Below are 24210 nucleotides of genomic sequence, written 5' to 3' on the forward strand. Positions count from 1 at the left end.
TTGATCGTTTCCACGAACTACCGGTGCGGAGTATCGGAATGAACATCGCCGTTCTCGGCGCCGGAGCGTGGGGCACCGCGCTGGCAGGGCATCTCGCCCAGGCGCATCAGACGCTGTTGTGGGCGCGCGATGGCGCGCTCGTCGACACCTTGCGCAAGACGCATGAAAACGCCCGCTACCTGGCGGGCGTCGCGCTGCCCAAGTCTCTCCAATACGAAACGGATCTCGCCGCCGCGCTCGACCATGCTTCGGGCGAGGCGGATCTCGTCGTGCTCGCCACGCCCGTGGCGGGCCTGCGCGGCATGCTCTGCACGCTGCGCGACATGGGTCGCGTGCCTGCGCACTTCGTCTGGCTCTGCAAGGGCTTCGAAGCCGAATCGCAACTGATGCCGCATCAGGTCGTGGCGGCCGAATTGCCCGGCCACGCGAGCAACGGCGTGCTTTCGGGGCCGAGCTTCGCGCGCGAAGTGGGCGAGGGTCTGCCCGTCGCGTTGACGGTGGCGAGCACCTCCGCCGACTGCCGCGAGCGCACGCTCGCCGCGTTCCATCACCGCGCGATGCGCATCTATACCGGCGACGACGTGGTTGGCGTCGAGGTGGGCGGCGCGGTCAAGAACGTGCTGGCGATCGCGACCGGCATTGCCGATGGCCTGGGCCTCGGCCTGAACGCACGCGCCGCGCTCATCACGCGCGGCCTCGCGGAAATGACGCGCCTAGGCGTCACGCTCGGCGGGCGCGCGGAAACCTTCACGGGGCTCACCGGCCTCGGCGACCTCATTCTCACGGCCACGGGCGATCTCTCGCGCAACCGTACCGTGGGCAAGCAACTCGCGAGCGGCCGCACGCTCGACGACATTCTCGGCGCACTCGGCCATGTGGCCGAAGGCGTACGCTGTGCGCAGGCCGTGCTGGCGCTCGCGCGCGCGCATGGCATCGACATGCCGATTACCCAGGCGGTATGCGCCGTGCTGTTCGACGGCGTCACGCCGCGCGACGCCGTGAGCGCGCTGCTCCGGCGCGACGCGAAGGCGGAGTAGGGCGCTTCGGTCCTGCTGCGCCAGGTCATGAGCGTAAGGAGGACCGTATGCTGATCATCGGAACCTGCCGCATCGAGGCGCAGGCCGTCGACATCACCACGTTGAAGGTCGATGCGATCGTCAACGCCGCGAACGAGTCGCTGCTCGGCGGCGGCGGCGTGGATGGCGCGATTCATCGCGCCGCCGGGCCGGACCTGCTGCGCGAGTGCGAGACGCTGAACGGCTGCCCGACCGGCGACGCCAAAATCACAGGCGGCTATCGCCTTCCCGCGAAATTCGTGATCCACACCGTGGGCCCCGTCTGGTATGGCGGCGGCCGTGACGAAGCGTATCGGCTGGCTTCGTGCTACCGGCGCTCGCTCGACTGCGCGCGCGAGGCGGGGGTGACGAGCATCGCGTTTCCGGCAATCAGTTGCGGCATCTACCGTTTTCCCGCCGACGAGGCGGTGAAGATTGCCGTCGCAACCGTGATCGACGAATTACCGAAAATCCCCGCACTCGAGCATGTGATCTTCGCGTGCTTCGATAACGCAATGCTCGCGCGCTACGAGGACGAACTCGCGGCGCGCGGCAAAGCCTAATGCCGCAGGGAGCTTATTCGCCCCCTTCGAACCCGGCCTGACGCCAGGCTTCGAACACCACGATCGCGACCGTGTTCGAGAGATTCAGGCTGCGATTGCCCGGCCGCATCGGTAGACGTACGCGCTGCGGCGTCTCGAAGCGATCGAGCACCGCATCGGGCAGGCCGCGCGTTTCTGCGCCGAACACGAACCAGTCGCCCGGCTGGAAGGTGTGCGAATGAAAGCGGCCCGAGCCGCGCGTCGTGAACGCGAACATGCGCGACGGGTCAGGTGTTTCCTTCGCGATGAAGGCGTCCCAATCGCTATGCACGTGCATCTGCGCGTACTCGTGGTAATCGAGGCCCGCGCGGCGCATTTTCGCGTCGTCGAGGGGGAAGCCGAGCGGCTCGATCAGATGCAGCCGCGCCCCGGTGTTCGCGCACAGGCGGATCACGTTGCCGGTGTTCGGCGGAATTTCGGGTTCGACGAGAACGACGTTGAACATGACGATGAAACTCTCTCGATGTCTTGAATAGTGTGAGGCCGATCAGTCTTTCGGCGTGCGCAGCGCGACGAAATTCGTCACGCGCCGCGCGCCGGCGGCCTTGAGCGTGCGTGCGAGCGCGTCGAGCGTCGCGCCCGAGGTCATCACGTCGTCGACCACGCCCACATGCTGGCCGCCAAGCGGTCGCGTGAGCGCGAACGCCCGGCCGACATTGCGGCGGCGCGTCTCGCGGTCGAGCTTCGATTGCGGCGCCGTATGCAGAATGCGTCGTACGAGCGTGGCGTCAGCGTGCGTGCCGAGGCGTCGTGCCAGCGGCCGCGCGATCTGCCAGGCCTGGTTGTAGCCGCGCTCGATCAGGCGTTCGCGCGAGAGTGGCACCGGCACGACGATCTCCGGCATGCCGTGTTCGTCAGCCATATCCTGAGCGGCCAGTGCGAGGCGTCGCGCGAATTCCTCACCGAGCGCGAGGCGCGCGCGAAACTTCAGGCCCCGCGCGAGCAGGTCGAGCGGCGCGCGATAGTCGGCCAGCGCGAGCGTCGCGTCGAATGCGGGCGGCGCGTCGACGCAGGCCTCGCAGCGGTAGCGTTTCCGCGCCGCCGCACCGCGCCTGCCCGCGAGCGGCATGGCGCAGACCGTGCAGCGCAGGCGCGGCTCGTTCCAGTACGCCGCATCGCAACACACACAGAGCGTGGCTCGCGTCAAATTGCCGCATAATGGGCACAGATTGGGCAGCACGAAGTGGGCAAGCCGTGACGGCAGCGCCCGCGCCTTTCGACAGGCGCGCGAGACGCACGCCATGCCCGCTTGACGAATGCGGTGCGCAGCGTGGTCCGAAGCGGTCGGCGTGACACGCGGTGCATGGCGTGGCTCACGTGAAATAGGGCGCGGCGGCATCGAAGGACGGCCCGGGCAGCGGGCTCGCGTGACTGAAAGGAAAGGAGTGAGCGAGTATACTTCGCAGACTTCGCCAATACGACCGACATGTCCCCGTCTCCCGCAAGAACTGGCCGTCCGGACTATGACACCCGGCACCTGCGGCGCATCTTCGATCGCCGCGCGGCGACTTTCGACGACGTTGCCTTCCTGCCGCGTGAAATCGCGCAACGCATGCGCGAGCGCCTCGAATACATCAAGGTGAACCCCGCGGCCGTGCTCGACATCGCGTGTGGCCAGGGCGACGATCTGCCCGGCCTGCGCGAGCGCTTTCCCGAAGCGCCCGTGTTCGGCACCGATCTTTCCCTCGCCATGCTGCGCCGCGCCCGCGAGCACGACGCCCCCGACACGAGCTGGCGGCGGTTTCTGCCCGCATCGGTTGGACGTGCGCTCGGTTCGCGCGGTCCGCGTGTTGCGCAGGCCGACTTTGCGGCGCTGCCGTTCGCGCATGACGCGTTCGAGCTGCTGTGGTCGAATCTCGCACTGCATTGGCATCCGCGCCCCGACCTCGTGTTCGGGGAGTGGCAGCGCGTGCTCAAGGTCAACGGCCTGCTGATGTTCAGCACGCTCGGGCCCGACACGCTCAAGGAGCTGCGTGGCGCGTACGCCGAGGTCGAAGCCGCGCATGGCGTGCCGACGCGCGCGCACGTGATCGATTTTGTCGACATGCACGATCTTGGCGACATGCTCGTCGAGAACGGCTTCGAGATTCCGGTGATGGATCAGGAAACGCTGACCATTACCTATAAGACGCCGGAGAAGCTGCTCGCCGATGTGCGCCGTTGGGGCGCGTATCCGTTCGAGCGCAACGGTGAGCACGAAGGGGAAAACGGCGGTACGCACTGCGCGCGGCGCCTGCACCGTGCGCTCGTGGCCGCGCTCGAGGCGCGCCGCCGTACGGATGGACCGCACGCGGGCACGATCCCGCTGACCTTCGAGATCATCTACGGGCATGCCTGGAAGGCCGTGCCGCGCATGACCGCCGAAGGCCATGGCATCGTGCGCATCGAGGACATCGGCCGGGGTCCCGCAAGGAATCGGTAACGTGGTAAGGGGGCTTTCGTTATGCCTGAAATTAGCGCCTGAAAAGCCCCGTGGAAAAGCTTGAAAAATCGCTGTGAAGCCCGTCTGATATGGATTTGCTGGCGATTGAGCCTTGCTTGTGAGGGCTGGGGATCGCGCCTATAATGCGTCAGTTTGCTGCACGGAAGGGTCCCCAAAATCCATTGTGGCAAGTCCAGATGTTCCCGTAGTTGTGCGAGGCGCAACGCGGCGATAGTCTGGCGAAGTTGCACGTGGGGGAAGCGAGCGATGCAGGCGCCTGATCTGCTGGCGAGTCCGGAGCCGGTCCTGAAAGACTGGACCATGAAGCGCAACTGCTCGGTTTCGCCCAGGCAATTCGTGTTCTTCTATGTTTCGCTGGCGCTGGTTTCCATCGCGATCGCCGTTCTGTTGTTGATCCACGGCGCCTGGCTGGTTTTGCCGTTTACCGGTATCGATCTGTTGGTAGTAGGCGGCGCTTTTGTCATTTATGCGCGCCATGCTGTCGATTACGAACGTATCAGGCTTTATCCGAACCGGCTGGTGATCGAACAGATGAGCGCCGACGCGCTCACGCAGTTCGAATTCAATCCCCGCTGGGTCCGGGTCGAGCCGGGCGCGACCCCACGCGACCCGGTGCGTCTCGTGTCCCGCGGTCAGGCGGTCGCTGTCGGGTTGCATCTGCCGCAATATCGGCGTGCGCAGTTCGCGCGGGAACTGCGTGCATGGCTTGCGCGCGCGGGTTAATGCGCGGCGCGTGAGTTTGCCGGTTGGCGGTATGAGCGTCCCAGGGGGCGCCCTGGTTGCAAAACCTTCCTGCGGGGTCGAGGGTTTGAATGGAAATTATGGGTAAGGAAGCTATGAAAACAATCAAGCGAGCCCTCCAGGGCGTGCTGGCGTGCAGCGGATTCCTCGTCGCCGGCGCGGCACTCGCAGTCGGAGACAGCCCAGGCGGCCCTGCGGTGAACGAGATAAATTTTCAGCCGCCCGTCACGCGCATCGCCGAAGAGCTCTACAGCCTCCACATGATGATGCTGCTCTTATGCGCCGTGATTTTCGTCGGCGTGTTCGGCGTCATGTTCTATTCGATCTACGCGCACCGTAAATCGAAGGGCCACAAGGCCGCTCACTTCCATGAGAGCACCACGGTCGAAATCATCTGGACGGTGGTGCCGTTCATCATCGTCGTGCTGATGGCGCTGCCCGCCACCAAGGCCGTCGTCGCGATGAAGGACACGTCCAACGCCGACCTCACCGTGAAGGTCACGGGCTACCAGTGGAAGTGGGGCTACGACTACGTGAAGGGGCCGGGCGAGGGCATCAACTTCCTCTCCACGCTCAGCACGCCGCGCTCCGAGGTGAACAACCGGGCGCCGATCACCGATACGTACCTGCAGGAAGTCGACAATCCGCTCGTCGTGCCGGTGAACAAGAAGATCCGCATCATTACTACCGCCAACGACGTCGTGCACTCGTGGTACGTGCCCGCGTTCGGCGTGAAGCAGGACGCGATTCCGGGCTTCGTGCGCGACACGTGGTTCAAGGCCGACAAGGTCGGCACCTATCGCGGCTTCTGTACCGAGCTGTGCGGCAAGGAGCACGCGTTCATGCCGGTCGTGGTCGAGGTGCTCTCCGAAGACGATTACGCGAAGTGGGTCGACACGCAAAAGGCGAAGATGGCCGCCGCCAACGACGACCCGAACAAGACCTACACGCTGGCCGAGCTCAAGGAGCGCGGCGAGAAGGTCTATGCGTCGAACTGCGCGGTATGCCATCAGCCCACCGGCAAGGGTGCGGGCGCGTTCCCGGCGCTCGACGGCAGCAAGGTCGCCAACGGCCCGATCGCCGAGCACGTGAGCATCGTCCTGAAGGGCAAGAACGCCATGCCTTCGTGGGCGCCCACGCTCAACGACGTGGAGATCGCCTCGGTCATCACGTTCGAGCGCAACTCGTGGGGCAACCACACCGGCGACATTCTGCAGCCGCGCCAGGTGGCCGACGCGCGTAACGGCAAGATGCCCGAAGGTGGCGACCATACCGCCGCGGCGGGTGCGGCCGGCGCGAGCGAAACAGCCGCGGCCAGCGGTGCAGCCGAAGCGAGTGCGGCCAGCGGCGCGGCGGCGGCAAGCAGCGCCGAGCAGGCGTCGGGCGCAGCGGCCCCGAGCGCGGCCGCGCTGCCGGCAAGCGTGTACTTCGAAGTGGGCAAGAGCACGCTGCCCGCCGACGCGAAGGACGCCATCCAGGCCGCTGCCGACTACGCGAAGGCGCACCCGGACGCGAAATTCACGCTCTCGGGCTATACCGATGCCAGCGGCAACGCCAGCACGAACGCGGACCTCGCCAAGCGCCGCGCACAAGCCGTGCGCGACGCGATGAAGGCGGCGGGGATTGCCGAAGACCACATCATTCTGAAGAAGCCGGAAACGATCACAGGCGGCGCGAATGCGAAGGAAGCGCGCCGGGTGGAGATCAGCGCGGCGGCTTGAGCGGTCGCCACGCCAGTACGGCAAGCAGCACAGACGCAGGACGAGCGCTGCGCGAGCACATAACAAAGCAGGCAAACGCTGCAGCAAGAGAAGCAAAGCCATTCGCTTTCGCAATTATTTTGCAAGGGATCGCAGTCAGCGCATCAGCGTGAGGCGGCGATCGACAGGAGATAAGACATGTCTAGCATCGGACACGATGTAGCTGGAGGGCACGGCCACGTGCACGGCGACCACGCGCACGCCACGCCGCACGGCTGGCGCCGCTGGCTGCTGGCGACGAACCACAAGGACATCGGAACGCTGTATCTGCTCTTCTCGTTCGTGATGTTCCTTTCGGGCGGCGTCATGGCGCTCGCCATTCGTGCGGAGCTGTTCGAGCCGGGCATGCAGATCATGCGGCCCGAGTTCTTCAACCAGCTCACCACGATGCACGGCCTCATCATGGTGTTCGGCGCGATCATGCCGGCGTTCGTGGGCTTCGCGAACTGGATGATTCCGCTGCAGATCGGCGCCTCGGACATGGCGTTCGCGCGCATGAACAACTTCAGCTTCTGGCTGCTGCCCGCCGCAGCGTGCCTGCTGGTCGGCTCGTTCTTCTCGCCGGGCGGCGCGACCGCCGCGGGCTGGACGCTCTACGCGCCGCTCTCCACGCAGATGGGCCCGGGCATGGACTTCGCGATCTTCGCGGTGCACATCATGGGTGCCTCGTCGATCATGGGCGGCATCAACATCGTCGTGACGATCCTGAACCTGCGCGCGCCCGGCATGACGCTCATGAAGATGCCGATGTTCGTGTGGACGTGGCTCATCACCGCCTACCTGCTGATCGCCGTGATGCCGGTGCTCGCAGGCGCGATCACGATGCTGCTGTTCGACCGCCACTTCGGCACGAGCTTCTTCAATGCGGCAGGCGGCGGCGACCCGGTCATGTACCAGCACATCTTCTGGTTCTTCGGGCACCCCGAGGTCTACATCATGATCTTGCCGGCGTTCGGGATTGTCTCGCAGGTCATTCCGGCGTTCTCGCGCAAGCCGCTGTTCGGCTATAGCTCGATGGTGTACGCCACGGCGTCGATCGCGATCCTCTCGTTCATGGTCTGGGCGCACCACATGTTCGCGACCGGCATGCCGGTCACGGGCCAGCTGTTCTTCATGTACGCGACCATGCTGATCGCCGTGCCCACGGGCGTGAAGGTGTTCAACTGGGTCGCCACGATGTGGCGCGGCTCGCTCAGTTTCGAAACGCCGATGCTGTGGGCCGTGGGCTTCCTGATCGTGTTCACGTTCGGCGGCCTCTCGGGCCTGATGCTCGCCATGGCGCCGCTCGACATCCAGTATCACGGCACATACTTCGTGGTGGCGCACTTCCATTACGTGCTGGTGGCGGGGTCCTTATTCGCGTTGTTCTCAGGGTGGTACTACTGGGCGCCAAAATGGACCGGCTGGATGTACAACGAGATGCGCGGCAAGATCCACTTCTGGTGCTCGCTGATCTTCTTCAACCTCGCGTTCCTGCCGATGCACTTCGTCGGCCTTGCCGGGATGCCGCGCCGCTATGCCGACTATCCGGCCCAGTTCACGGACTGGAACCAGGTGATCACGATCGGCGCCTTCGGCTTCGGACTTTCTCAGGTGTACTTCCTGTTCGCGGTAGCGCTGCCTGCATACCGCGGCGGCGGCGAACTGGAGAAAGCCAGCGACAAGCCGTGGGACGGCGCAACGGGCCTCGAATGGACCGTGCCGAGCCCGGCGCCGTTCCACACGTTCGAGAATCCGCCGACGGTCGAGTAAGCCATTGAGTTTGTCGCGTCCGGCTGCGCACAGCCGGACGCGAACGAAGCCCGCGGTCTTCACGCAGTCTTCGCGCAGTGTTCACCGAAGCACGCATGAGAGGCGATTCACGATGCAAGGAGAAGCCGCGGCCAACCGCGCTGCACGTATGACCCGGGACCCACAAAAAAGACGCACGCCTGAGCAGATCCGCGCGGGCAATCTGCGGCTCGGCCTGATTTTGCTGGCCGTCGTCGTCGGCTTCTTTGTGGCTGCCGTCGTCAAGCAGGTGTATTTCCCCGGCCACTAACGCGCAGGCGTTTGCCGGAAGATCGTTCGAGGAAGTCCGATGTCCACGCAAGCTGGAAATGATCGCGCATTCAACCGTTCGATGCTCATCAAGCTCGTCGTCGTGGCGCTGTTGATGTTCGGTTTTGGTTTTGCGCTGGTGCCGATGTATCGGGCGATCTGCCAGGTCACGGGCATCAACAACCTCGTGCAGCGCGACGCGACGGAACGCGAGGCTCGCAACACGCAGGTGGACATGACGCGCACGATCTCGGTCGAGTTCGACGCGAACGCACGCGGGCTGCTTGGCTTCAAGCCGGAGCAAACGAGCCTCGACGTGCATCCGGGCGAAGTCATGACGGTGATGTACGACATTTCGAACAATGAAGGACGCACGATCGACGCGCAGGCTATTCCGAGCTACGCGCCGAAGCAGGCCACGGAGTACTTCCGCAAGATCGAGTGCTTTTGCTTCACGCAGCAGACCTTGAAGGCGAACGAGACGAAGCGCATGCCGGTGGTGTTCGTGATCGACCCGAAGCTGCCGAAGGACGTGAAGACGATCACGCTGTCGTACACGTTCTTCGAGTTGAACAAACCGGCCGTGCCGCCGCCGCCGAAACAGTCGGCGGGAGCATGAGGCTCTGGCAACGAAGCCAGGAGGCGAAAGGCGCATGAGCGACGAACGCGGCGGGGCAGGTGCAGGGCCGGCGAAGAAGAAGGGCGGCATCCTGCAGGTGATGAAGGCGGTGGCGTGGTCCTTTCTCGGCGTGCGCAAACGCGCCGACCTCGAAGACGACGCCGCGAACCTGCACCCCGTGCAGTTGATCATCGCGGGCATCATCGGCGCCGTGCTGTTCATCGTCGTGCTGCTGTTGATCGTGCACGCGGTGGTGGGTTGAGCCTGGCGCGCGCAACGTCGCGCGATGCAGTGAATAACGAGGACACACTCGGGTACAAGCAGCCGGCGATGTCCGGTGCAACTGGAAATTGGAGAAACAGGCATGAGCGGCCAAAACGATAGCCCGTACTACTTCGTACCGCACCCGTCGCGGCATCCGATCAGCGCGTCCATTGGGCTTCTGGTCATGCTCTCTTCGCTCGCTTCGTGGATCAACGGCGAGTCGTGGGGGCCGATCGGCGTGTTCGCCGGCCTGCTGTGGCTGCTCTTCACGCTGTGGCACTGGTTCGGCGACGCCATCGCCGAATCCGAGGGCGGCATGTACGGCAAGCGCGTCGACGTGTCGTACCGCTGGAGCATGAGCTGGTTCATCTTCTCGGAAGTGATGTTCTTTGGCGCGTTCTTCGGTGCGCTCTTCTACGCGCGTGCGATTGCCCTGCATCAGCTTGGCAGCCTCGACTACAAGCTGATCTGGCCGGACTTCTCGGCTGTCTGGCCGAACACCGGTCCTGCGGCACTGGTCTCGCACTTTCGCTCGATGACGCCGTGGCCCGTGCCGACCATCAATACGGCGCTGCTGCTCTCCTCGGGCGCGACGCTCACCGTTTCGCACCATGCGCTGCGCGACAACCATCGCTCGAAGGCCATTGCCTGGCTCGCCGCGACGATCGTGCTGGGCGTGTGCTTCCTGTTCCTGCAGGCGTTCGAGTACATCCACGCGTACGGCGAACTGAACCTCACGCTCGCTTCGGGCATCTACGGTTCGACGTTCTTCCTGCTCACGGGCTTCCACGGCTTCCACGTGTTCCTGGGCGGCACGATGCTCACGGTTGTAATGATCCGGCTCATTCGCGGTCACTTCACGGCCGAGCATCACTTCGCCTTCGAAGGCGCGGCATGGTACTGGCACTTCGTTGACGTGGTGTGGCTCGGGCTCTACGTCGTCGTGTACTGGCTGTGACGGGTGGCGCGCCGCGCAGGCCGCGGCGCTTGCCCAGAGAAGGGATGAGAATGCAATAAGGCGCCGCCCGACCTCGTCGGCGCGGCGCCTTGTGTTTTCCGGAATGGCGTTTGCGCTGCGGTGTCCCGTTACGGCCAGTTGCGCTCAGCGGCCGTAAGGAATGCCGGTGGACTGAATCCAGCCCATCCAGTGCGCGAACAGGATGAACAGAAAGAGCGAGATGGATAGACCCACGCGCGTGGCGAGCGACCAGACCATCCGCTTGGTGCGGCCCCGGTCGTGCATCATGAAGTAGAGCGCGGAGATCATGCTCGCGATGATCAGCGCGAACGCAACGGGGACGAGTATGTGCATGAAGTTCACGGAATTTGGCATGCCTGAAAACGCCTGTCTCATTATCGCACCGTGCCACACGGCGCGGGGTTCGATCACTTGTATGTTTCGCATCGGACGTGCCCAATGAAATTCCGGCTCGTTCCCGCGTTGCTTATCCTGATCGTGATGGCCGTGACGATCCGGCTTGGCTTCTGGCAGCGCGACCGCGCGCATCAGAAGGAAGCGCTGCAGGCGCAAATCACGCAGTACGAATCGTCTACGCCGCAACCGGTGGGTGCCACACCGCTCGCGCTGAAGGACATCGAGTTTCATCGCGTACGGGCGACGGGCACCTTCCTGCCCGAGCGCGTGGTGTATCTCGACAATCGTCCCTATAACGACCAGCCGGGCTTTTATGTCGTGATGCCGCTTAAACTCGAAGGCGGCGGCTACGCGCTGGTCAATCGCGGCTGGCTCCCACGCAACATTGCAGACCGCGCCACGATCGCGCCCTATGTCACGCCGCCGGGGCCGGTCGTCGTGGAAGGCATTGCGCGCGCGGATGCCTCGCGCGCGTTCGAGCTGGGTGCGGGCGGCTCTGCAGCGCATCAGAAGATCCGGCAGAATCTCGGCGTCGCTTCCTACGCAGCGGAAACCGGGTTGCCGCTGCAACCGTTCGTGATCCAGCAAACCGGCTTCGTGCCGGCCTTCAAGGATGGGCTCGTGCGCGACTGGCCGGTGCCGGATACCGACGTCGAGCGCAACTACGGCTACATGCTTCAGTGGTGGGGCATGGCGCTCGCGGCACTCGGCTTCGGTCTCTTTGCGGCCCGTAAAGCCGGGAAAAGCGCTGCGACAAAAGAGCGCACCGAAGGCGAAGCCACACAGCACGCCGAAGCGCCCGGAAGGCAAAACGCAGGCAGCGCGAAGGACGCCTGATGATCCGTCGGACGAATCAGTACAGTCCGATATGATCCGGACAACAGCGCTGCGCACGCAGCACATGGACAACTGAAAGCGACAGAAGCGAGGTTCCACTAGAGTGTCGACGCAATCTCCCCGTTCCGCCCAGGTCGCACAGCCGGCCGCCTCGCCCGCGCAGAAGGACGCGCACAAGGACGCCAAGCGGCGTGGCCGCTGGACGCTGCTCATCATCGCGCTGATCTGCGGCGCGCCCATCGCGATTTCGTACTTCACGTACTACGTGATCAAGCCGAAGGGCGGCACGACGAGCTATGGCGCGCTCATCGAGCCGCAGCGGCCGATTCCCGACGCGCTCATGGTCACGGGCGACGACGGCCATGAAGTGCCGCTCGCCTCGCTCAAGGGCCGTTGGCTGATGATCTCGGTGAATGGCGGCGACTGCGACGAGGCGTGCGCCACGAAGCTGTACTTCATGCGCCAGGTGCGCGCGACACAGGGCGCGGAGCGCGAGCGCGTCGTCACGGTCTGGCTGCGCACCGACGACGCGAGCGTCCCTGCGAAAGTGAAGGGCGCCTACGCGGACACGCGCATGCTGCGCGCCGATCCGGTTGCCGTCGCGGCGTGGCTGCCCGCCACGCAGACGACGAAAGACACCGACCATATCTATCTGGTCGATCCGAACGGCAACCTGATGATGCGATTCCCGGCAAATGCCGATCCGTCGAAAATCAAACAAGACGTCACTAAACTGCTCAAGTGGTCCCGCATCGGTTAAGGTGCGCAGCGCGAGTCTGACAGAGAAGAGTAAGAGAGATGTTTATCCTGGAGCTGGGCCTGATCGGCCTGTGCATCGCGTTGCTGCCGCTCTCGTGGGTCTGGGTGAAGGCCGACGACAACAAGTTTCGCAAGCTCGTGTGGCTCACGACGTTCATGACGCTCGACCTCGTGATGTTCGGCGGCTTTACGCGCCTGACCGACTCGGGCCTCGGCTGCCCTGACTGGCCGGGCTGCTATGGCACGTCGTCGCCGTTCATTGCGCATGTGCAAATTGCCGCCGCGCATCTCGCCATGCCGAGCGGCCCCGTGAGCATGACGAAGGCGTGGATCGAGATGATCCACCGTTATTTCGCCATGGCGATCGGTGTCCTGATCATTGCGCAGATGGCGATTGCCTGGCGCGCGCGCATCAAGCGCCTGCCGCTGCACGTGTCGCCGTGGTGGCCCACCGCGCTGCTCGGGCTGATCCTCGTGCAGGGCGTGTTCGGCGCGTGGACGGTGACGATGAAGCTGCAGCCCATCATCGTCACGACGCACCTCTTGCTCGGCCTCACGCTGCTCGGCTCGCTCGCGTGGCTCGGCGCGCGCATGACGCCGCTGCCCGCGTACGAACCGGACGCCGCGCGCTGGCGCGTGGCCGCGCTGGCGGCGCTCGTGCTGCTCGTCGCGCAGATCGCGCTGGGCGGCTGGGTGAGCACGAACTACGCGGTGCTCGCCTGCACCGACTTCCCGACCTGCAACGGCGCGTGGATTCCGCCGATGGATTTCCATCACGGCTTCCACCTCTGGCGCGCCCTCGGCATGGACGGCAACGGCGACGTGATCACGCAGGACGCGCTTGTCGCGATCCACTGGACGCACCGCACGTTCGCGTTCGTCGTGATCGCATATCTGGTATGGTTCGCCCTCAAGTTGCGACGCTATGCCTCGCTGCGACGCCCGGCAAACTGGATCATGATCGTGATCTTGATCCAATTTCTGACAGGGCTTTCCAACATCGTGCTGCAGTGGCCGCTGCCCGTGGCAGTGGCGCACAACGGTGGCGCGGCGATCCTGCTGCTTTTGGTCGTCGTGCTAAACTTTCGAATTGCTTGTAGCCGCCCCGGCCGCGCCGTTCTCCCTGCGCGCGACACCGCTGCGGTGTGACCCCGCCCTATGGAAAGTACAACCCTATCCCAGACGCCCGGTAGCCGGATTTCCCAATATCTCGCGCTCACCAAGCCGCGCGTCACGCAACTGGCCGTGTTTTGCGCCGTCATCGGCATGTTCCTCGCCGTGCCGGGCATGGTGCCCTGGAAACAGCTGATCGGCGGCACCGTCGGCATCTGGCTCACGGCCGGCGCGGCCTTCGCGATCAACTGTCTGGTCGAGCAAAAGGTGGATGCGCGTATGCGTCGCACTGCCTGGCGTCCTTCGGCGCGCGGCGAGATCACGAGCATACAGATCCTGATCTTCTCGGCGGTGATCGGCGGCATCGGCATGTGGGTGCTTTACACGTTCGCCAATCCGCTCACCATGTGGCTCACGGTCGCGACCTTCATTGGCTACGCGATCATCTACACGCTGCTGCTCAAGCCGGCTACGCCGCAGAACATCGTGATCGGCGGCGCCTCGGGCGCCATGCCGCCGGCGCTCGGCTGGGCCGCCGTCACGGGCCACGTGCCCGGCGACGCCTGGATTCTGGTGCTGATCATTTTCGTGTGGACGCCGCCGCACTTCTGGGCGCTCGCGCTCTACCGCCGCAAGGACTACGAAAACGCCGGCCTGCCGATGCTGCCCAACACGCACGGCGAGAAGTACACGCGTCTGCATATCCTGCTCTACACGGTGATTCTCTTTGCGGTCACGCTGATGCCGTATATCTCGGGCATGAGCGGCGTGCTGTACCTGGCTTCGGCCGTGCTGCTCGGCGCGGTGTTCCTCGCCTACGCGTGGAAGATCTACGTCGAGTATTCGGACGCACTGGCCCGCAAGACTTTCCGCTATTCGATCGTCTACCTCTCGCTGTTGTTCATGGCGTTGCTCGTCGACCATTACGTGCATGCGCTCATCGGGGCGTAACGCTATGGCCCACCGCACGCTTGCGCGCTTCATGCGCGCCACGGTCGTTACGCTTGCCGCTGCAGGGGCACTCGGCGGCACGCTGGTTCTGGAGGGCTGCGGCCAGCAGCCGCCGTCGTTCACGAATCTCGACATCACCGGCAATACGCAGTTCGGCAAGGACTTCGCGCTGCCCGACACGAGCGGCAAGACCCGTACGCTCGCCGACTTCAAGGGCAAGGTGGTCGTGCTGTTCTTCGGCTACACGCATTGCCCGGACGTTTGCCCGACCACCATGGCCGAGCTTTCGCAGGCGCTCCAGCAACTGGGGTCCGATGCGGCGAAGCGCGTGCAGGTGCTGTTCGTCACCGTCGACCCCGAGCGCGACACCGCGCAGATCCTGGGCCAGTACGCGGCCGCGTTCAATCCGACCTTCATCGGGCTGCGCCCGGCCAACGAGGACCAGCTCAAGCAGGTGGCGAAGGACTTCCGCGTGTACTACGCGAAGGTGCCCGGCACCACGCCGGACAGCTACACGATGGACCACACCGCCGCGAGCTACGTGTTCGATACCACCGGCAAACTGCGCCTCTTCGCGCGCGACGGGCAGGGCGTCACGCCCTGGCTGCACGATCTGAAGATCCTCCTCGGCTCGAATCCCGATTAAGGGACGCCTTGCGCGCACGCTCACCGCGAGTGGTGAACGTACGCCGCAGCGCACGCCTCAAAGCCGCGCCGGCATACCAGTATGCGAATTCATTATTTCCGGTAACCGGCGCCATATGAGACGATTTATATCGTCCGGCGGACGGCGCACAACGCCGCGTGACCGGAGCAACAACAAAACCACGCAGGAACATCATCTCCATGCAGCGCAGAAATCTGATTAAAGCACTCCTCGCCGGCGTCGCCGCCACCACCCTCGCAGTCAGCTTCGGCGCTCGCGCCGACGACCAGGTCATCCGGGTCGGCACCGTTGCGGGTCCGGACGCACAGGTCTGGGCCGTCGTCCAGAAGGTCGCCAAGCGCGAAGGTCTGAACGTCAAGGTCATCGAATTCAACGACTATGTGCAGCCGAACGCCGCGCTCGACGCCGGCGACCTCGACGCCAACAGCTTCCAGACCGGACCGTACCTCGACAGCCAGATCAAGCAGCGCGGCTACAAGCTCACGAATGCGGGCCTTACGTACATCTCGCCCATCGGCGTGTACTCGAAGAAGCTCAAGTCGCTGAACGATCTGCCGCAAGGCGCGAAGGTCGCGGTGCCGAACGACCCGTCGAACGAGAACCGCGCGCTGCTGCTCCTGCAGAACAAGGGTTTGATCAAGCTGCGCGCTGGCGCGGGCATCAACGGCAACAACGCGACGCCGCTCGACGTCGCCGAAAACCCGAAGAAGATCAAGCTCGTCGAACTGGACGCCGCGCAACTGCCGCGCGCGCTCGGCGACGTGGACGCCGCCGTGATCAACACGAACTACGCGCTCGCGGCCGGCCTGCAGCCGACCAAGGATGCCGTCGCCATCGAGGACATCCACAGCCCGTACGCGAACCTGATCGCCGTTCGCACCCAGGACAAGGACAAGCCGTGGGTGAAGAAGCTGGTTGCCGCCTACCAGTCGGAAGATGTGCGCCAGTTCATCAAGAACGAATTCAAGGGCTCGATGGTTCCGTCGTTCTAAGGAACATTCGAGTCGCGGTTGCCTGCGTTGCATCGACGCAGGCGCCCAGCAGGACCCGAACGCCGTGGCGAGAGCCGCGGCGTTTTTTATTGCGCGCGCATCGTGTGGGGATTGTTTGAAATTGTGAATCGCAAGCCGCCGGTTTGATGTCGCTCAATTGAGACGCTAGGGAATCGCTTGAGTGCGCGCTATCTTTCCTGCCGAAGTCACACGTTGGTCCTATTGCGGTACTACGGTGGGCTATGTCAGATAACGTGTTGATGCCACTTTGGTCCCATTGTGGCGCTCGCCGGCCACGTTCCAGGGTAAATCCTGATACCGGATTAGCACCGGTCGAAGCCTTATCAGTTCGTGTAAGATATTGATTTTTAAAGATATTTTTAGGCGTCTCGCGACAGGTCATCATCTGTTGACTGGTCTTATTGTGGTTATATAATGGGCTCGCTTTCGCACCGGACCAATCGGCATTGCCACGTAGCATACCCGTCCGGCCCCCCACGATCGTCCAACCGCTGGCGCCAAGTCCATGGAAACCCGTTGGTCTGCCCTGATGCCCGATGCGCGCAATGTGACGCCGCTCTATCTGCAGCTGGCGCGCAACCTTGCTACGGCCATTCACTGCGGCGTGTGGTCTGCCGGCGAAGCATTGCCTTCGGAGCGCACGCTGTCGGACGCCATCGGCGTATCGCGCATCACCGCACGCAAGGCGATCGAATTGCTCGTGGAGCAGGGGCTGATCCGGCGCGCGCGCGGCGCGGGCAGCTTCATTACGCCGCGTGTGGAAGATCCGCTGTCGCGCCTCACGGGCTTCACGAAGAAAATGGAGCAGCGCGGCTTTACGCCCGACTCGGTGTGGCTCGCGCGCGAGGTACGGCCCGCCCACCGCGAAGAGATCGTGCAGCTCGGCCTTTCGCCAGGCGCCTCGGTCACGAGCCTGCGCCGGCTGCGCCGCGCCGACGGCACCGTGATGGCCGTCGAGCATTCGGCGCTGCCCGTATCGATCGTGCCGGACCCGGAAGCAATCGACGGTTCGCTGTATTCGTATCTGGAGCAGCGCCGCGTGCCCGTGGTGCGCGCACTGCAGCACTTTCGCGCGGTCAACGCGACGGGCGAGATCGCCGCGCTGATGGGTGTCGAGCCGCGCGCGGCGCTGCTCGTCATCACGCGCGTGGGGTTTTCCGCCGATCAGCGCGCCATCGAGCTGACCGACACCTATTGCCGCGACGGCTATTACGACTTCGTTGCGGAGCTGCGCCAATGAGCGCCCCGCGGGAACGCAACGCCGCCGCAATCTCACTCATGCACGTCACCGAAACGTCCTACCGCGCTTTGATGCGCCTCATCGGAAAACTCTCATGCTGAGCGGAAACATACTCACCCCTGAAGGCTGGATCCACGGCACGCTGTCGTTCGAGAACGGACGCATCACCGCGATCACGGGCGAGGCCACCGATCCGGCGAAGAACGACGCGCCCTATATCCTGCCGGGCTTCATCGACCTGCACGTGCACGGCGGCGGTGGCGCCGACGTCATGGAAGCCGGCGACGCGATCGAAACCATTGCGCGCACGCACGCCCGCTACGGCACCACGAGCCTGCTGGCCACGACCATGACCGCGCCGCGCGACGAGCTGATGAATGTGGTCGCGGGCCTTGGCAACGTCACGCGCAACCGCACGGCGGGCGGCGCGCGCGTGCTGGGCGTGCACCTCGAAGGCCCGTACATCAACCCCGGCAAGCTCGGCGCGCAGCCCGACGCCGCCGTGTCGGCCGTGCTCGACGAAGTGCTCAAGTACCTCTCGATCGCGCCGATTCGCGTGGTGACCGTGGCGCCTGAGATCGCGGGCCATATCGAGATCATCGGCGAGATGGCGGCGCGCGGCGTGCGCGTGCAGATCGGCCACTCGCTCGCGACCTACGACGACGCCGTGGCCGCGCTCAAGCACGGCGCCTGCGGCTTCACGCACCTCTTCAACGCGATGTCGCCGCTGCATCATCGCAATCCGGGCGTGGTCGGCGCGGCGCTCGCGCATGCCGAGTATGCGGAGATCATTCCCGACCTGCTGCACGTGCACCCGGGCGCGATCCGCGCCGCGCTGCGCGCAATCCCGCGCCTTTATGTGGTGACCGACAGCACCTCGGCCACCGGCATGCCCGACGGCGAATACCGTCTCGGCAGCCAGCACGTGACGAAATGCCTCGGCGGCGTGCGTCTTGCCGATGGCACGCTCGCGGGCAGCACCCTCACCATGGACCAGGCACTGCGCAACCTCGTCTCGATCGGCCTGCCGATCGCGGACGTGTCCGCGCGCTTGTCACGCTATGCCGCCGACTACCTCGGCATCGAAGACCGTGGCCGCCTCGTGCGCGGCGCTTGGGCCGATGTCAACGTGTTCGATCGCGAGCTGGCGCTCACCGCGACCTACGTCGAAGGAGAATCGATTGTCGAATATGCTTAAAGAAGCGCTGGCCTCGGCCGGCGTCGTCGCCGCGCAGCTCGCGGACACGTCGCGCGTCGAAGCGCTCGCCCGCGCGCTGGAAGCCGAGCCGCGCCATGTCGCGCTCACCGTCGCACGCGGTAGTTCGGACCACGCGGCCAGCTACTTCGCCGCACTCACCATGAGCCGCATCGGCGTGCCGGTGGCCACGCTGCCGATGTCGATCGCCACGCTCCAGCAGGCGCCCTTACGCGTGCGCGGCCAGTTTGCCCTTGCTTTCTCCCAATCGGGTAGGAGTCCTGATCTCGTCGCGACGATCAAGGCACTGCGCGAAGCCGGCGCGCTGACGGCGGCAATGGTCAACGTCGCGGGCTCGCCGCTCGCCGAGGCCGCGGGCACGGAACTGCCGCTGCTCGCCGGCCCCGAGCTGAGCGTCGCGGCCACCAAGAGCTATATCGCGATGCTCGCGATGTCGGCGCAGCTCGTCGGGTTCTGGCAGCGCGACGCTGCGTTCCTCGACGCCGTGCGCGCACTCCCCGAAGCACTAGATCGCGCGGGCACGCTCGACTGGTCGAAGGCCGTCGAAGAGTTGGGCGACGTCAAACAGATGATTGTTATCGGCCGCGGTCCGGGCCTCGCTATTGCGCAGGAAGCCGCGCTCAAGCTCAAGGAAACGTCGGGCATTCAGGCCGAGGCGTTTTCGAGCGCCGAAGTGCGGCACGGCCCGATGGAGTTGATCGACCGCGATTACCCGCTGCTCGTGTTCGCGCCGCGCGGGCCGGAGCAGGCGGGCCTGATCGAGTTTGCCCGCGACATGGAAAAGCGCGGTGCGCGCGTGCTGCTCGCGGCGCCCGCCGACGTGCAAGGCGCGGCGCTGCCGCTCGAAACGGCTGCCGATGCGGCGCTCGATCCGATCGCGGCCATTCTGTCGTTCTACGTGATGGCAGCGGGCCTGGCGGCCGCGCGCGGGCGCAATCCCGACGAGCCGCGTTACCTGAACAAAGTCACCGAAACACACTAGATTGGAAAGCGCATGGAACGCATCGAGGAGTCTCGCCTGATGGATCCGCATACTCGCGTCGAAGGGCACATCGTGCTGGTTTCGCCGCTCACCGGGCCGGTCGTGCCGCTCGCGTCGGTGCCCGATCCGGTGTTCTCGGAAGGCTTGTTCGGCGACGGCATCGGCGTCGATCCGCTCGTCGGTCGTGTCGTCGCGCCGTGCGACGGCATCGTCGTGCATCTCGCGCGCACCGGACACGCGGTCACGCTGCAAACGGCCGAAGGCGCACAGGTGCTCGTGCACGTCGGCATCGACACCGTCGAGCTGAACGGCAAGGGTTTCACGCCGAAAGTCGCGCAGGGCGCGCAGGTGCGCCGCGGCGACACGCTGATCGAGTTCGATCTCGACGTGGTGGCGTGCAATGCGCCGAGCCTCGTTTCGGTCGTCGCGATCGCCAATTCGGATGCGTTCGAAGTGATCGAGCGCGCAGGCGCGGGTCACGTCGAAGCGGGCAAGTCCGGGCTGCTCGTGCTGCGCGTGCGTGATGGCGCAGTGATCAATACGGCCCACGAACTGGTTGCGAACGAAGTACGCCGCAGCGTCACGCTCACGCATGCGGGCGGCCTCCATGCGCGGCCGGCGGCGCGCGCGCGCGAAGCGGTGCGCGGCATCGACGCGCGCGTCGAGGTCCGCTTTGGCGAGCGCAAGTCCGCCATCGAGAGCGTCGTGGGCCTGCTAAGTCTCGGTGCGGGCGAGGGCGCGGTCATTGAACTCGTCGGCATCGGCCGCGAGGCGCAGCGCGCCGTGGACGCCGTCGCCAACGAACTCCTGCGCGAAGCGCCCGGCGAGGGCGGCGAAGCGCCGGCGCGCCAGCAGTCGCCCGCGCCCGTGATGCAAGCGCCCGCAACCGCCGTGGCATTGTCCGCCGAGCCGGGCGTCCTCGCGGGCGTGTGCGCGGCGCCGGGTGTCGCGGTGGGCAAGCTGGTGCGCTGGGACGAAGCCGAACTCGCGCCGCCCGAACTCGCGAGCGGCTCGTCGGCTGCGGAAAGCCGTCTGCTCGACAAGGCGATCGCCGCTGTCGACGCCGAACTGAACCAGAGCGTGCGCACGGCTTCGCAGCGCGGCGCGATCGGCGAGGCGGGCATTTTCACGATGCATCGCGTGCTGCTCGAAGACCCAACGCTCGTCGACGCCGCGCGCGATGCGATCAGCCTCGGCAAGAGCGCGGGCTACGCGTGGCGCGAAGCGATCCGCGCGCAGATCGCGGTGCTCGGCAAAGTGGACGATCCGCTGCTCGCGGAGCGCGCCGCCGACCTGCGCGACCTCGAAAAGCGCGTGCTGCGCGCGCTCGGTCTCTCGAACACGGCCGCGCGCTCGCTGCCCGAAGAAGCCGTGCTCGCCGCCGACGAATTCACGCCTTCCGATCTCGCAACGCTGGACCGCAAGCGCGTGATGGCGCTTGTGATGGCGCGCGGCGGCGCGACCTCGCACGCGGCGATCATCGCGCGCCAGGCGGGCATTCCCGCGATCGTCGCACTCGGTGACGCGCTTCACTCGGTGCCCGAAGGCACCGAAGTCGTCATCGATGCGCTCGCAGGCCGCTTTGCCTATACGCCGAGTGCGCTCGATATCGAGCGTGCGCGCAGCGAGAAGCAGCGCCAGGCCGGCGTGCGCGAAGCGAACCGCCGCACCTCGCAGGAAGCCGCGGCCACGCGCGACGGCCACGCGGTGGAAGTCGCCGCGAACATCGCGACGCTGGAAGATGCCAACACGGCGGTGGAAAACGGCGCGGACGCCGTGGGCTTGCTGCGCACGGAACTGCTGTTCATCCATCGCCAGGCGGCGCCTACGGTGGAAGAGCATCGTCAGAGCTACCAGGCGATCACGGACGCGCTCGCGGGCCGCACGGCGATCATCCGTACGCTCGACGTGGGCGCCGACAAGGAAGTCGACTATCTGACACTGCCACCCGAGCCGAACCCGGCGCTGGGTCTGCGCGGCATTCGCCTCGCGCAGGTGCGGCCCGATCTGCTCGACGACCAGTTGCGCGGCCTCCTCGCCGTGAAGCCGGCGGGCAAGGTCCGCATCCTGCTGCCGATGGTGACGGACGTGGGCGAACTCGTGCGCCTGCGCGAGCGCATCGACACCTTCGCGCGCGAAGCGGGCCGTACCGAGCCGATCGAAGTGGGCGTGATGATCGAGGTGCCTTCTGCCGCGCTGCTCGCGGACCAGCTCGCGCGCCACGCCGATTTCCTCTCGATCGGCACGAACGATCTCACGCAGTACACGCTCGCGATGGACCGTTGCCAGCCCGATCTCGCGGCGCAGGCCGACGGCTTGCATCCGGCCGTGCTGCGTCTCGTGGCGGCGGCGGTTGAGGGCGCGAACAAGCACGGCAAGTGGGTGGGCGTGTGTGGCGCGCTGGCGGGCGATCCGCTCGCGGTGCCGCTGCTCGTCGGCCTCGGTGTGACGGAACTTTCCGTCGATCCGGTTTCCGTGCCCTCGATCAAGGCGCGCGTGCGCAAGCTCGACTACAACGACTGTCGCCAGCGCGCTCAACACGCGCTCGCACTCGAATCGGCGCAAGCCGTGCGTGCGGCAAGCCGCGAAAGCTGGCCGCTCGATTGATAGTTTCTGTTTCACCCACCCCAAGTAGTCCTTAAAACACGCCGGTGCGCGCAGCGATCGCGCACCGGCTTCTCTCACCCACACACGTCAAGCAAGAGATAGAGACTGGAGGCAGTTCAATGGATGGCAATCCGTTTCTCAAGATACAAAGCCTCGGCCGCGCGCTGATGCTTCCCATCGCAGTGCTGCCGGTCGCCGGCATCCTGCTTCGCTTCGGCCAGGCCGACATGCTCAACATCAAGATCATCGCCGACGCGGGCGGCGCGATCTTCGATAACCTGCCGTTGCTGTTTGCGATCGGCATCGCCGTGGGCTTCGCGAAGGACAACAACGGCGTGGCCGGCCTCGCGGGCGCGCTGGGCTATCTGGTCCAGACCGCCGTGATGAAGGACATCAACGACAAGCTCAACATGGGCGTGCTGTCGGGCGTGGTGGCCGGTGTCGTCGCGGGCATGCTGTACAACCGCTTCAAGGACATCAAGCTGCCCGAGTTCCTCGCGTTCTTCGGCGGCAAGCGCTTCGTGCCGATCGTCACCGGGCTCACGTGTCTCGTGCTCGGCATCGTGTTCGGCTACGTGTGGGGACCGGTGCAGGGCGTGATTGACACCGCCGGCCACTGGCTCACCACGGCGGGCGCGATCGGCACCTTCGTGTACGGCTTGCTCAACCGCCTCTTGCTCGTCACGGGTCTGCACCACATCCTCAATTCGCTCGTGTGGTTCGTGTTCGGCTCGTTCACGCCGGCGGCCGGCGGCGCGGCCGTCACGGGCGACCTGCACCGCTTCTTCGCGGGCGACCCCACGGCGGGCAGCTTCATGGCCGGCTTCTTCCCGGTGATGATGTTCGGCCTGCCGGCAGCGTGCCTCGCCATGCTGCACGAAGCGCCGAAGGACAAGCGCGCGATGGTGGGCGGCCTGCTGTTTTCGATGGCGCTCACCTCGTTCCTCACGGGCGTGACCGAGCCGATCGAGTTCACGTTCATGTTCCTCGCGCCTGTGCTCTATGCGATCCATGCGGTGCTCACGGGGCTGTCGCTGGCGATCTGCTCGCTGCTCGGCATCAAGCTCGGCTTCACGTTCTCGGCGGGTTTCATCGACTACGTGCTGAACTACGGGCTCTCCACGCATGGCTGGTACGCGATTCCGCTCGGCGTGGTCTATGCGGTCGTGTACTACGGGCTGTTCCGCTTCTTCATCCGCCGCTTCAACCTGCCCACGCCGGGCCGCGAAGGCTCGGCGGGCGATACGGCCATCGCCTCGACGATGTCGGGCGTTGCGGTCGCGGCTGGCGGCGCGGCAACGGCGGCGTCGCTCTCGCGTGCTGCACGTTACATCGATGCGCTTGGCGGCGCGGCCAACCTCAAGGTGGTCGATGCCTGCACGACGCGTCTGCGTCTCTCGGTGGCCGATCCGGCACATGTTTCGGAGCCGGCTTTGAAGGCAATCGGCGCGCGCGGCGTGCTCAAGCGCGGCGGCGAAAGCGTGCAGGTCATCATCGGGCCGGAAGCCGATATCATCGCCGATGAAATTCGCGGTGAGATCGCACGCGGCGGCGCAGCAGCCAGCAAACCGGCTGCGGCGGCGCAGCCTGCAGCTCAAGCCGTTCAGGCGGCTCATGCCGACGCGAGCGGTGCTGTCGCGCAGGGCCCGCTCGATCCGAATCCGTCGCGCTGGCTCGCGGTGTTCGGCGGCGTCGCCAACATCGTTTCGCTCGACGCGGTAGCGGCCACCCGCCTGCGCGTGATCGTGCGCGACCCGGCAGCCGTGGATCGCGAGAAGCTCGGCACGCTCGACGTAGCGTGGATTTCGGCGGATACGCTGCACATCGTGGTCGGCGACGCCGCGCCGCGTTATGCACGTGAACTGGCGCTTCAGCCGGCGTAATCGATTCGCTGTCTGCCTATGAAAAACGCCGCGGCACATGCCG

Annotated in this window: 24 protein-coding genes; 21 read left to right on the top strand and 3 right to left on the bottom strand. The window is 65.5% G+C overall.

What is annotated here, in order from left to right:
• Positions 1-38: 38 nt before the first annotated feature.
• Both FAZ97_RS01275 and FAZ97_RS01280 read left to right on the top strand, forming a co-directional pair.
• Positions 39-1037, top strand: coding sequence for an NAD(P)H-dependent glycerol-3-phosphate dehydrogenase (locus FAZ97_RS01275; protein WP_158756823.1), 999 nt, complete (start codon positions 39-41; stop codon positions 1035-1037).
• Positions 1038-1084: 47 nt separating this feature from the next.
• The gene (locus FAZ97_RS01280) at positions 1085-1618 is read left to right on the top strand and encodes an O-acetyl-ADP-ribose deacetylase (RefSeq protein ID WP_158756824.1); all 534 of its coding nucleotides are present in this window, start codon (positions 1085-1087) and stop codon (positions 1616-1618) included.
• Between the two features lie 13 nt (positions 1619-1631).
• On the opposite strand, the gene trmL is transcribed toward FAZ97_RS01280, so the two are convergent.
• The gene (gene trmL / locus FAZ97_RS01285) at positions 1632-2102 is read right to left on the bottom strand and encodes a tRNA (uridine(34)/cytosine(34)/5-carboxymethylaminomethyluridine(34)-2'-O)-methyltransferase TrmL (protein ID WP_158756825.1); all 471 of its coding nucleotides are present in this window, start codon (positions 2100-2102) and stop codon (positions 1632-1634) included.
• A gap of 42 nt (positions 2103-2144) precedes the next feature.
• Positions 2145-2900, bottom strand: a complete 756-nt coding sequence (locus FAZ97_RS01290; RefSeq protein ID WP_233271605.1) for a ComF family protein — start codon at positions 2898-2900, stop codon at positions 2145-2147.
• A 183-nt stretch (positions 2901-3083) separates the two neighbouring features.
• On the opposite strand from FAZ97_RS01290, the gene FAZ97_RS01295 reads away from it, so the two are divergent.
• The 8 genes from FAZ97_RS01295 (at position 3084) to FAZ97_RS01330 (ending at position 10482) form a co-directional block, all read left to right on the top strand.
• The gene (locus FAZ97_RS01295; RefSeq protein ID WP_158756826.1) at positions 3084-4079 is read left to right on the top strand and encodes a methyltransferase domain-containing protein; all 996 of its coding nucleotides are present in this window, start codon (positions 3084-3086) and stop codon (positions 4077-4079) included.
• Between the two features lie 267 nt (positions 4080-4346).
• Complete coding sequence (locus tag FAZ97_RS01300; RefSeq protein WP_158756827.1) at positions 4347-4823, top strand: DUF2244 domain-containing protein; 477 nt, start codon at positions 4347-4349, stop codon at positions 4821-4823.
• Between the two features lie 89 nt (positions 4824-4912).
• Complete coding sequence (coxB, locus tag FAZ97_RS01305) at positions 4913-6562, top strand: cytochrome c oxidase subunit II (protein WP_158756828.1); 1650 nt, start codon at positions 4913-4915, stop codon at positions 6560-6562.
• A gap of 177 nt (positions 6563-6739) precedes the next feature.
• The gene (gene ctaD / locus FAZ97_RS01310) at positions 6740-8353 is read left to right on the top strand and encodes a cytochrome c oxidase subunit I (protein WP_158756829.1); all 1614 of its coding nucleotides are present in this window, start codon (positions 6740-6742) and stop codon (positions 8351-8353) included.
• A 148-nt stretch (positions 8354-8501) separates the two neighbouring features.
• On the top strand, positions 8502-8642 hold the full coding sequence (locus tag FAZ97_RS01315; protein ID WP_208867222.1) for a cytochrome oxidase small assembly protein: 141 nt from the start codon (positions 8502-8504) through the stop codon (positions 8640-8642).
• A 39-nt stretch (positions 8643-8681) separates the two neighbouring features.
• Complete coding sequence (locus FAZ97_RS01320; RefSeq protein ID WP_158756831.1) at positions 8682-9260, top strand: cytochrome c oxidase assembly protein; 579 nt, start codon at positions 8682-8684, stop codon at positions 9258-9260.
• A gap of 100 nt (positions 9261-9360) precedes the next feature.
• A complete protein-coding gene (locus FAZ97_RS01325) occupies positions 9361-9522 on the top strand; it encodes a DUF2970 domain-containing protein (RefSeq protein WP_373682561.1) in 162 nt (53 codons plus the stop codon).
• A 102-nt stretch (positions 9523-9624) separates the two neighbouring features.
• Complete coding sequence (locus tag FAZ97_RS01330; RefSeq protein ID WP_158756833.1) at positions 9625-10482, top strand: cytochrome c oxidase subunit 3; 858 nt, start codon at positions 9625-9627, stop codon at positions 10480-10482.
• Between the two features lie 144 nt (positions 10483-10626).
• Here the strand turns inward: FAZ97_RS01330 and FAZ97_RS01335 are convergent, their stop codons facing one another.
• Positions 10627-10836, bottom strand: coding sequence for a twin transmembrane helix small protein (locus FAZ97_RS01335; RefSeq protein ID WP_028201826.1), 210 nt, complete (start codon positions 10834-10836; stop codon positions 10627-10629).
• A gap of 105 nt (positions 10837-10941) precedes the next feature.
• On the opposite strand from FAZ97_RS01335, the gene FAZ97_RS01340 reads away from it, so the two are divergent.
• The 11 genes from FAZ97_RS01340 (at position 10942) to nagE (ending at position 24167) form a co-directional block, all read left to right on the top strand.
• Complete coding sequence (locus FAZ97_RS01340; RefSeq protein WP_158756834.1) at positions 10942-11736, top strand: SURF1 family protein; 795 nt, start codon at positions 10942-10944, stop codon at positions 11734-11736.
• Positions 11737-11839: 103 nt separating this feature from the next.
• A complete protein-coding gene (locus FAZ97_RS01345; protein ID WP_158756835.1) occupies positions 11840-12496 on the top strand; it encodes an SCO family protein in 657 nt (218 codons plus the stop codon).
• A 38-nt stretch (positions 12497-12534) separates the two neighbouring features.
• Entirely contained in the window at positions 12535-13644 is a 1110-nt protein-coding gene (locus FAZ97_RS01350; protein ID WP_158756836.1) for a COX15/CtaA family protein, read from the top strand.
• Positions 13645-13653: 9 nt separating this feature from the next.
• Positions 13654-14559 (top strand): heme o synthase, encoded by a 906-nt coding sequence (gene cyoE, locus FAZ97_RS01355; RefSeq protein ID WP_158756837.1) that lies wholly within the window; start codon positions 13654-13656, stop codon positions 14557-14559.
• Between the two features lie 4 nt (positions 14560-14563).
• Positions 14564-15205, top strand: coding sequence for an SCO family protein (locus FAZ97_RS01360; RefSeq protein WP_158756838.1), 642 nt, complete (start codon positions 14564-14566; stop codon positions 15203-15205).
• 200 nt (positions 15206-15405) lie between these two features.
• Positions 15406-16218 (top strand): MetQ/NlpA family ABC transporter substrate-binding protein, encoded by an 813-nt coding sequence (locus FAZ97_RS01365; RefSeq protein ID WP_158756839.1) that lies wholly within the window; start codon positions 15406-15408, stop codon positions 16216-16218.
• Between the two features lie 526 nt (positions 16219-16744).
• On the top strand, positions 16745-17479 hold the full coding sequence (locus FAZ97_RS01370; RefSeq protein ID WP_158756840.1) for a GntR family transcriptional regulator: 735 nt from the start codon (positions 16745-16747) through the stop codon (positions 17477-17479).
• A gap of 94 nt (positions 17480-17573) precedes the next feature.
• The gene (gene nagA / locus FAZ97_RS01375) at positions 17574-18677 is read left to right on the top strand and encodes an N-acetylglucosamine-6-phosphate deacetylase (protein WP_158756841.1); all 1104 of its coding nucleotides are present in this window, start codon (positions 17574-17576) and stop codon (positions 18675-18677) included.
• A complete protein-coding gene (locus tag FAZ97_RS01380; RefSeq protein ID WP_158759010.1) occupies positions 18670-19677 on the top strand; it encodes an SIS domain-containing protein in 1008 nt (335 codons plus the stop codon). The genes nagA and FAZ97_RS01380 overlap by 8 nt, the downstream gene beginning before the upstream one ends.
• 12 nt (positions 19678-19689) lie before the next feature.
• Positions 19690-22284 (top strand): phosphoenolpyruvate--protein phosphotransferase, encoded by a 2595-nt coding sequence (gene ptsP / locus FAZ97_RS01385; protein ID WP_158756842.1) that lies wholly within the window; start codon positions 19690-19692, stop codon positions 22282-22284.
• Positions 22285-22403: 119 nt separating this feature from the next.
• The gene (gene nagE / locus FAZ97_RS01390; protein ID WP_158756843.1) at positions 22404-24167 is read left to right on the top strand and encodes an N-acetylglucosamine-specific PTS transporter subunit IIBC; all 1764 of its coding nucleotides are present in this window, start codon (positions 22404-22406) and stop codon (positions 24165-24167) included.
• The last annotated feature ends 43 nt before the right edge of the window (positions 24168-24210 follow it).

Source organism: Paraburkholderia acidiphila, assembly GCF_009789655.1.
Classification (GTDB): domain Bacteria; phylum Pseudomonadota; class Gammaproteobacteria; order Burkholderiales; family Burkholderiaceae; genus Paraburkholderia; species Paraburkholderia acidiphila.

Coding starts and splice junctions, on each gene's coding strand:
- ctaD (WP_158756829.1), top strand. CDS start 6,740: ATGTCTAGCATCGGACACGATGTAGCTGGAGGGCACGGCCACGTGCAC.
- FAZ97_RS01365 (WP_158756839.1), top strand. CDS start 15,406: ATGCAGCGCAGAAATCTGATTAAAGCACTCCTCGCCGGCGTCGCCGCC.
- coxB (WP_158756828.1), top strand. CDS start 4,913: ATGGAAATTATGGGTAAGGAAGCTATGAAAACAATCAAGCGAGCCCTC.
- FAZ97_RS01280 (WP_158756824.1), top strand. CDS start 1,085: ATGCTGATCATCGGAACCTGCCGCATCGAGGCGCAGGCCGTCGACATC.
- FAZ97_RS01340 (WP_158756834.1), top strand. CDS start 10,942: ATGAAATTCCGGCTCGTTCCCGCGTTGCTTATCCTGATCGTGATGGCC.
- FAZ97_RS01315 (WP_208867222.1), top strand. CDS start 8,502: ATGACCCGGGACCCACAAAAAAGACGCACGCCTGAGCAGATCCGCGCG.
- FAZ97_RS01380 (WP_158759010.1), top strand. CDS start 18,670: ATGCTTAAAGAAGCGCTGGCCTCGGCCGGCGTCGTCGCCGCGCAGCTC.
- nagE (WP_158756843.1), top strand. CDS start 22,404: ATGGATGGCAATCCGTTTCTCAAGATACAAAGCCTCGGCCGCGCGCTG.
- ptsP (WP_158756842.1), top strand. CDS start 19,690: ATGGAACGCATCGAGGAGTCTCGCCTGATGGATCCGCATACTCGCGTC.
- trmL (WP_158756825.1), bottom strand. CDS start 2,102: ATGTTCAACGTCGTTCTCGTCGAACCCGAAATTCCGCCGAACACCGGC.
- cyoE (WP_158756837.1), top strand. CDS start 13,654: ATGGAAAGTACAACCCTATCCCAGACGCCCGGTAGCCGGATTTCCCAA.
- FAZ97_RS01330 (WP_158756833.1), top strand. CDS start 9,625: ATGAGCGGCCAAAACGATAGCCCGTACTACTTCGTACCGCACCCGTCG.
- FAZ97_RS01370 (WP_158756840.1), top strand. CDS start 16,745: ATGGAAACCCGTTGGTCTGCCCTGATGCCCGATGCGCGCAATGTGACG.
- FAZ97_RS01295 (WP_158756826.1), top strand. CDS start 3,084: ATGTCCCCGTCTCCCGCAAGAACTGGCCGTCCGGACTATGACACCCGG.
- FAZ97_RS01360 (WP_158756838.1), top strand. CDS start 14,564: ATGGCCCACCGCACGCTTGCGCGCTTCATGCGCGCCACGGTCGTTACG.
- FAZ97_RS01335 (WP_028201826.1), bottom strand. CDS start 10,836: ATGCACATACTCGTCCCCGTTGCGTTCGCGCTGATCATCGCGAGCATG.
- FAZ97_RS01325 (WP_373682561.1), top strand. CDS start 9,361: ATGAAGGCGGTGGCGTGGTCCTTTCTCGGCGTGCGCAAACGCGCCGAC.
- nagA (WP_158756841.1), top strand. CDS start 17,574: ATGCTGAGCGGAAACATACTCACCCCTGAAGGCTGGATCCACGGCACG.
- FAZ97_RS01320 (WP_158756831.1), top strand. CDS start 8,682: ATGTCCACGCAAGCTGGAAATGATCGCGCATTCAACCGTTCGATGCTC.
- FAZ97_RS01350 (WP_158756836.1), top strand. CDS start 12,535: ATGTTTATCCTGGAGCTGGGCCTGATCGGCCTGTGCATCGCGTTGCTG.
- FAZ97_RS01275 (WP_158756823.1), top strand. CDS start 39: ATGAACATCGCCGTTCTCGGCGCCGGAGCGTGGGGCACCGCGCTGGCA.
- FAZ97_RS01300 (WP_158756827.1), top strand. CDS start 4,347: ATGCAGGCGCCTGATCTGCTGGCGAGTCCGGAGCCGGTCCTGAAAGAC.
- FAZ97_RS01290 (WP_233271605.1), bottom strand. CDS start 2,900: ATGGCGTGCGTCTCGCGCGCCTGTCGAAAGGCGCGGGCGCTGCCGTCA.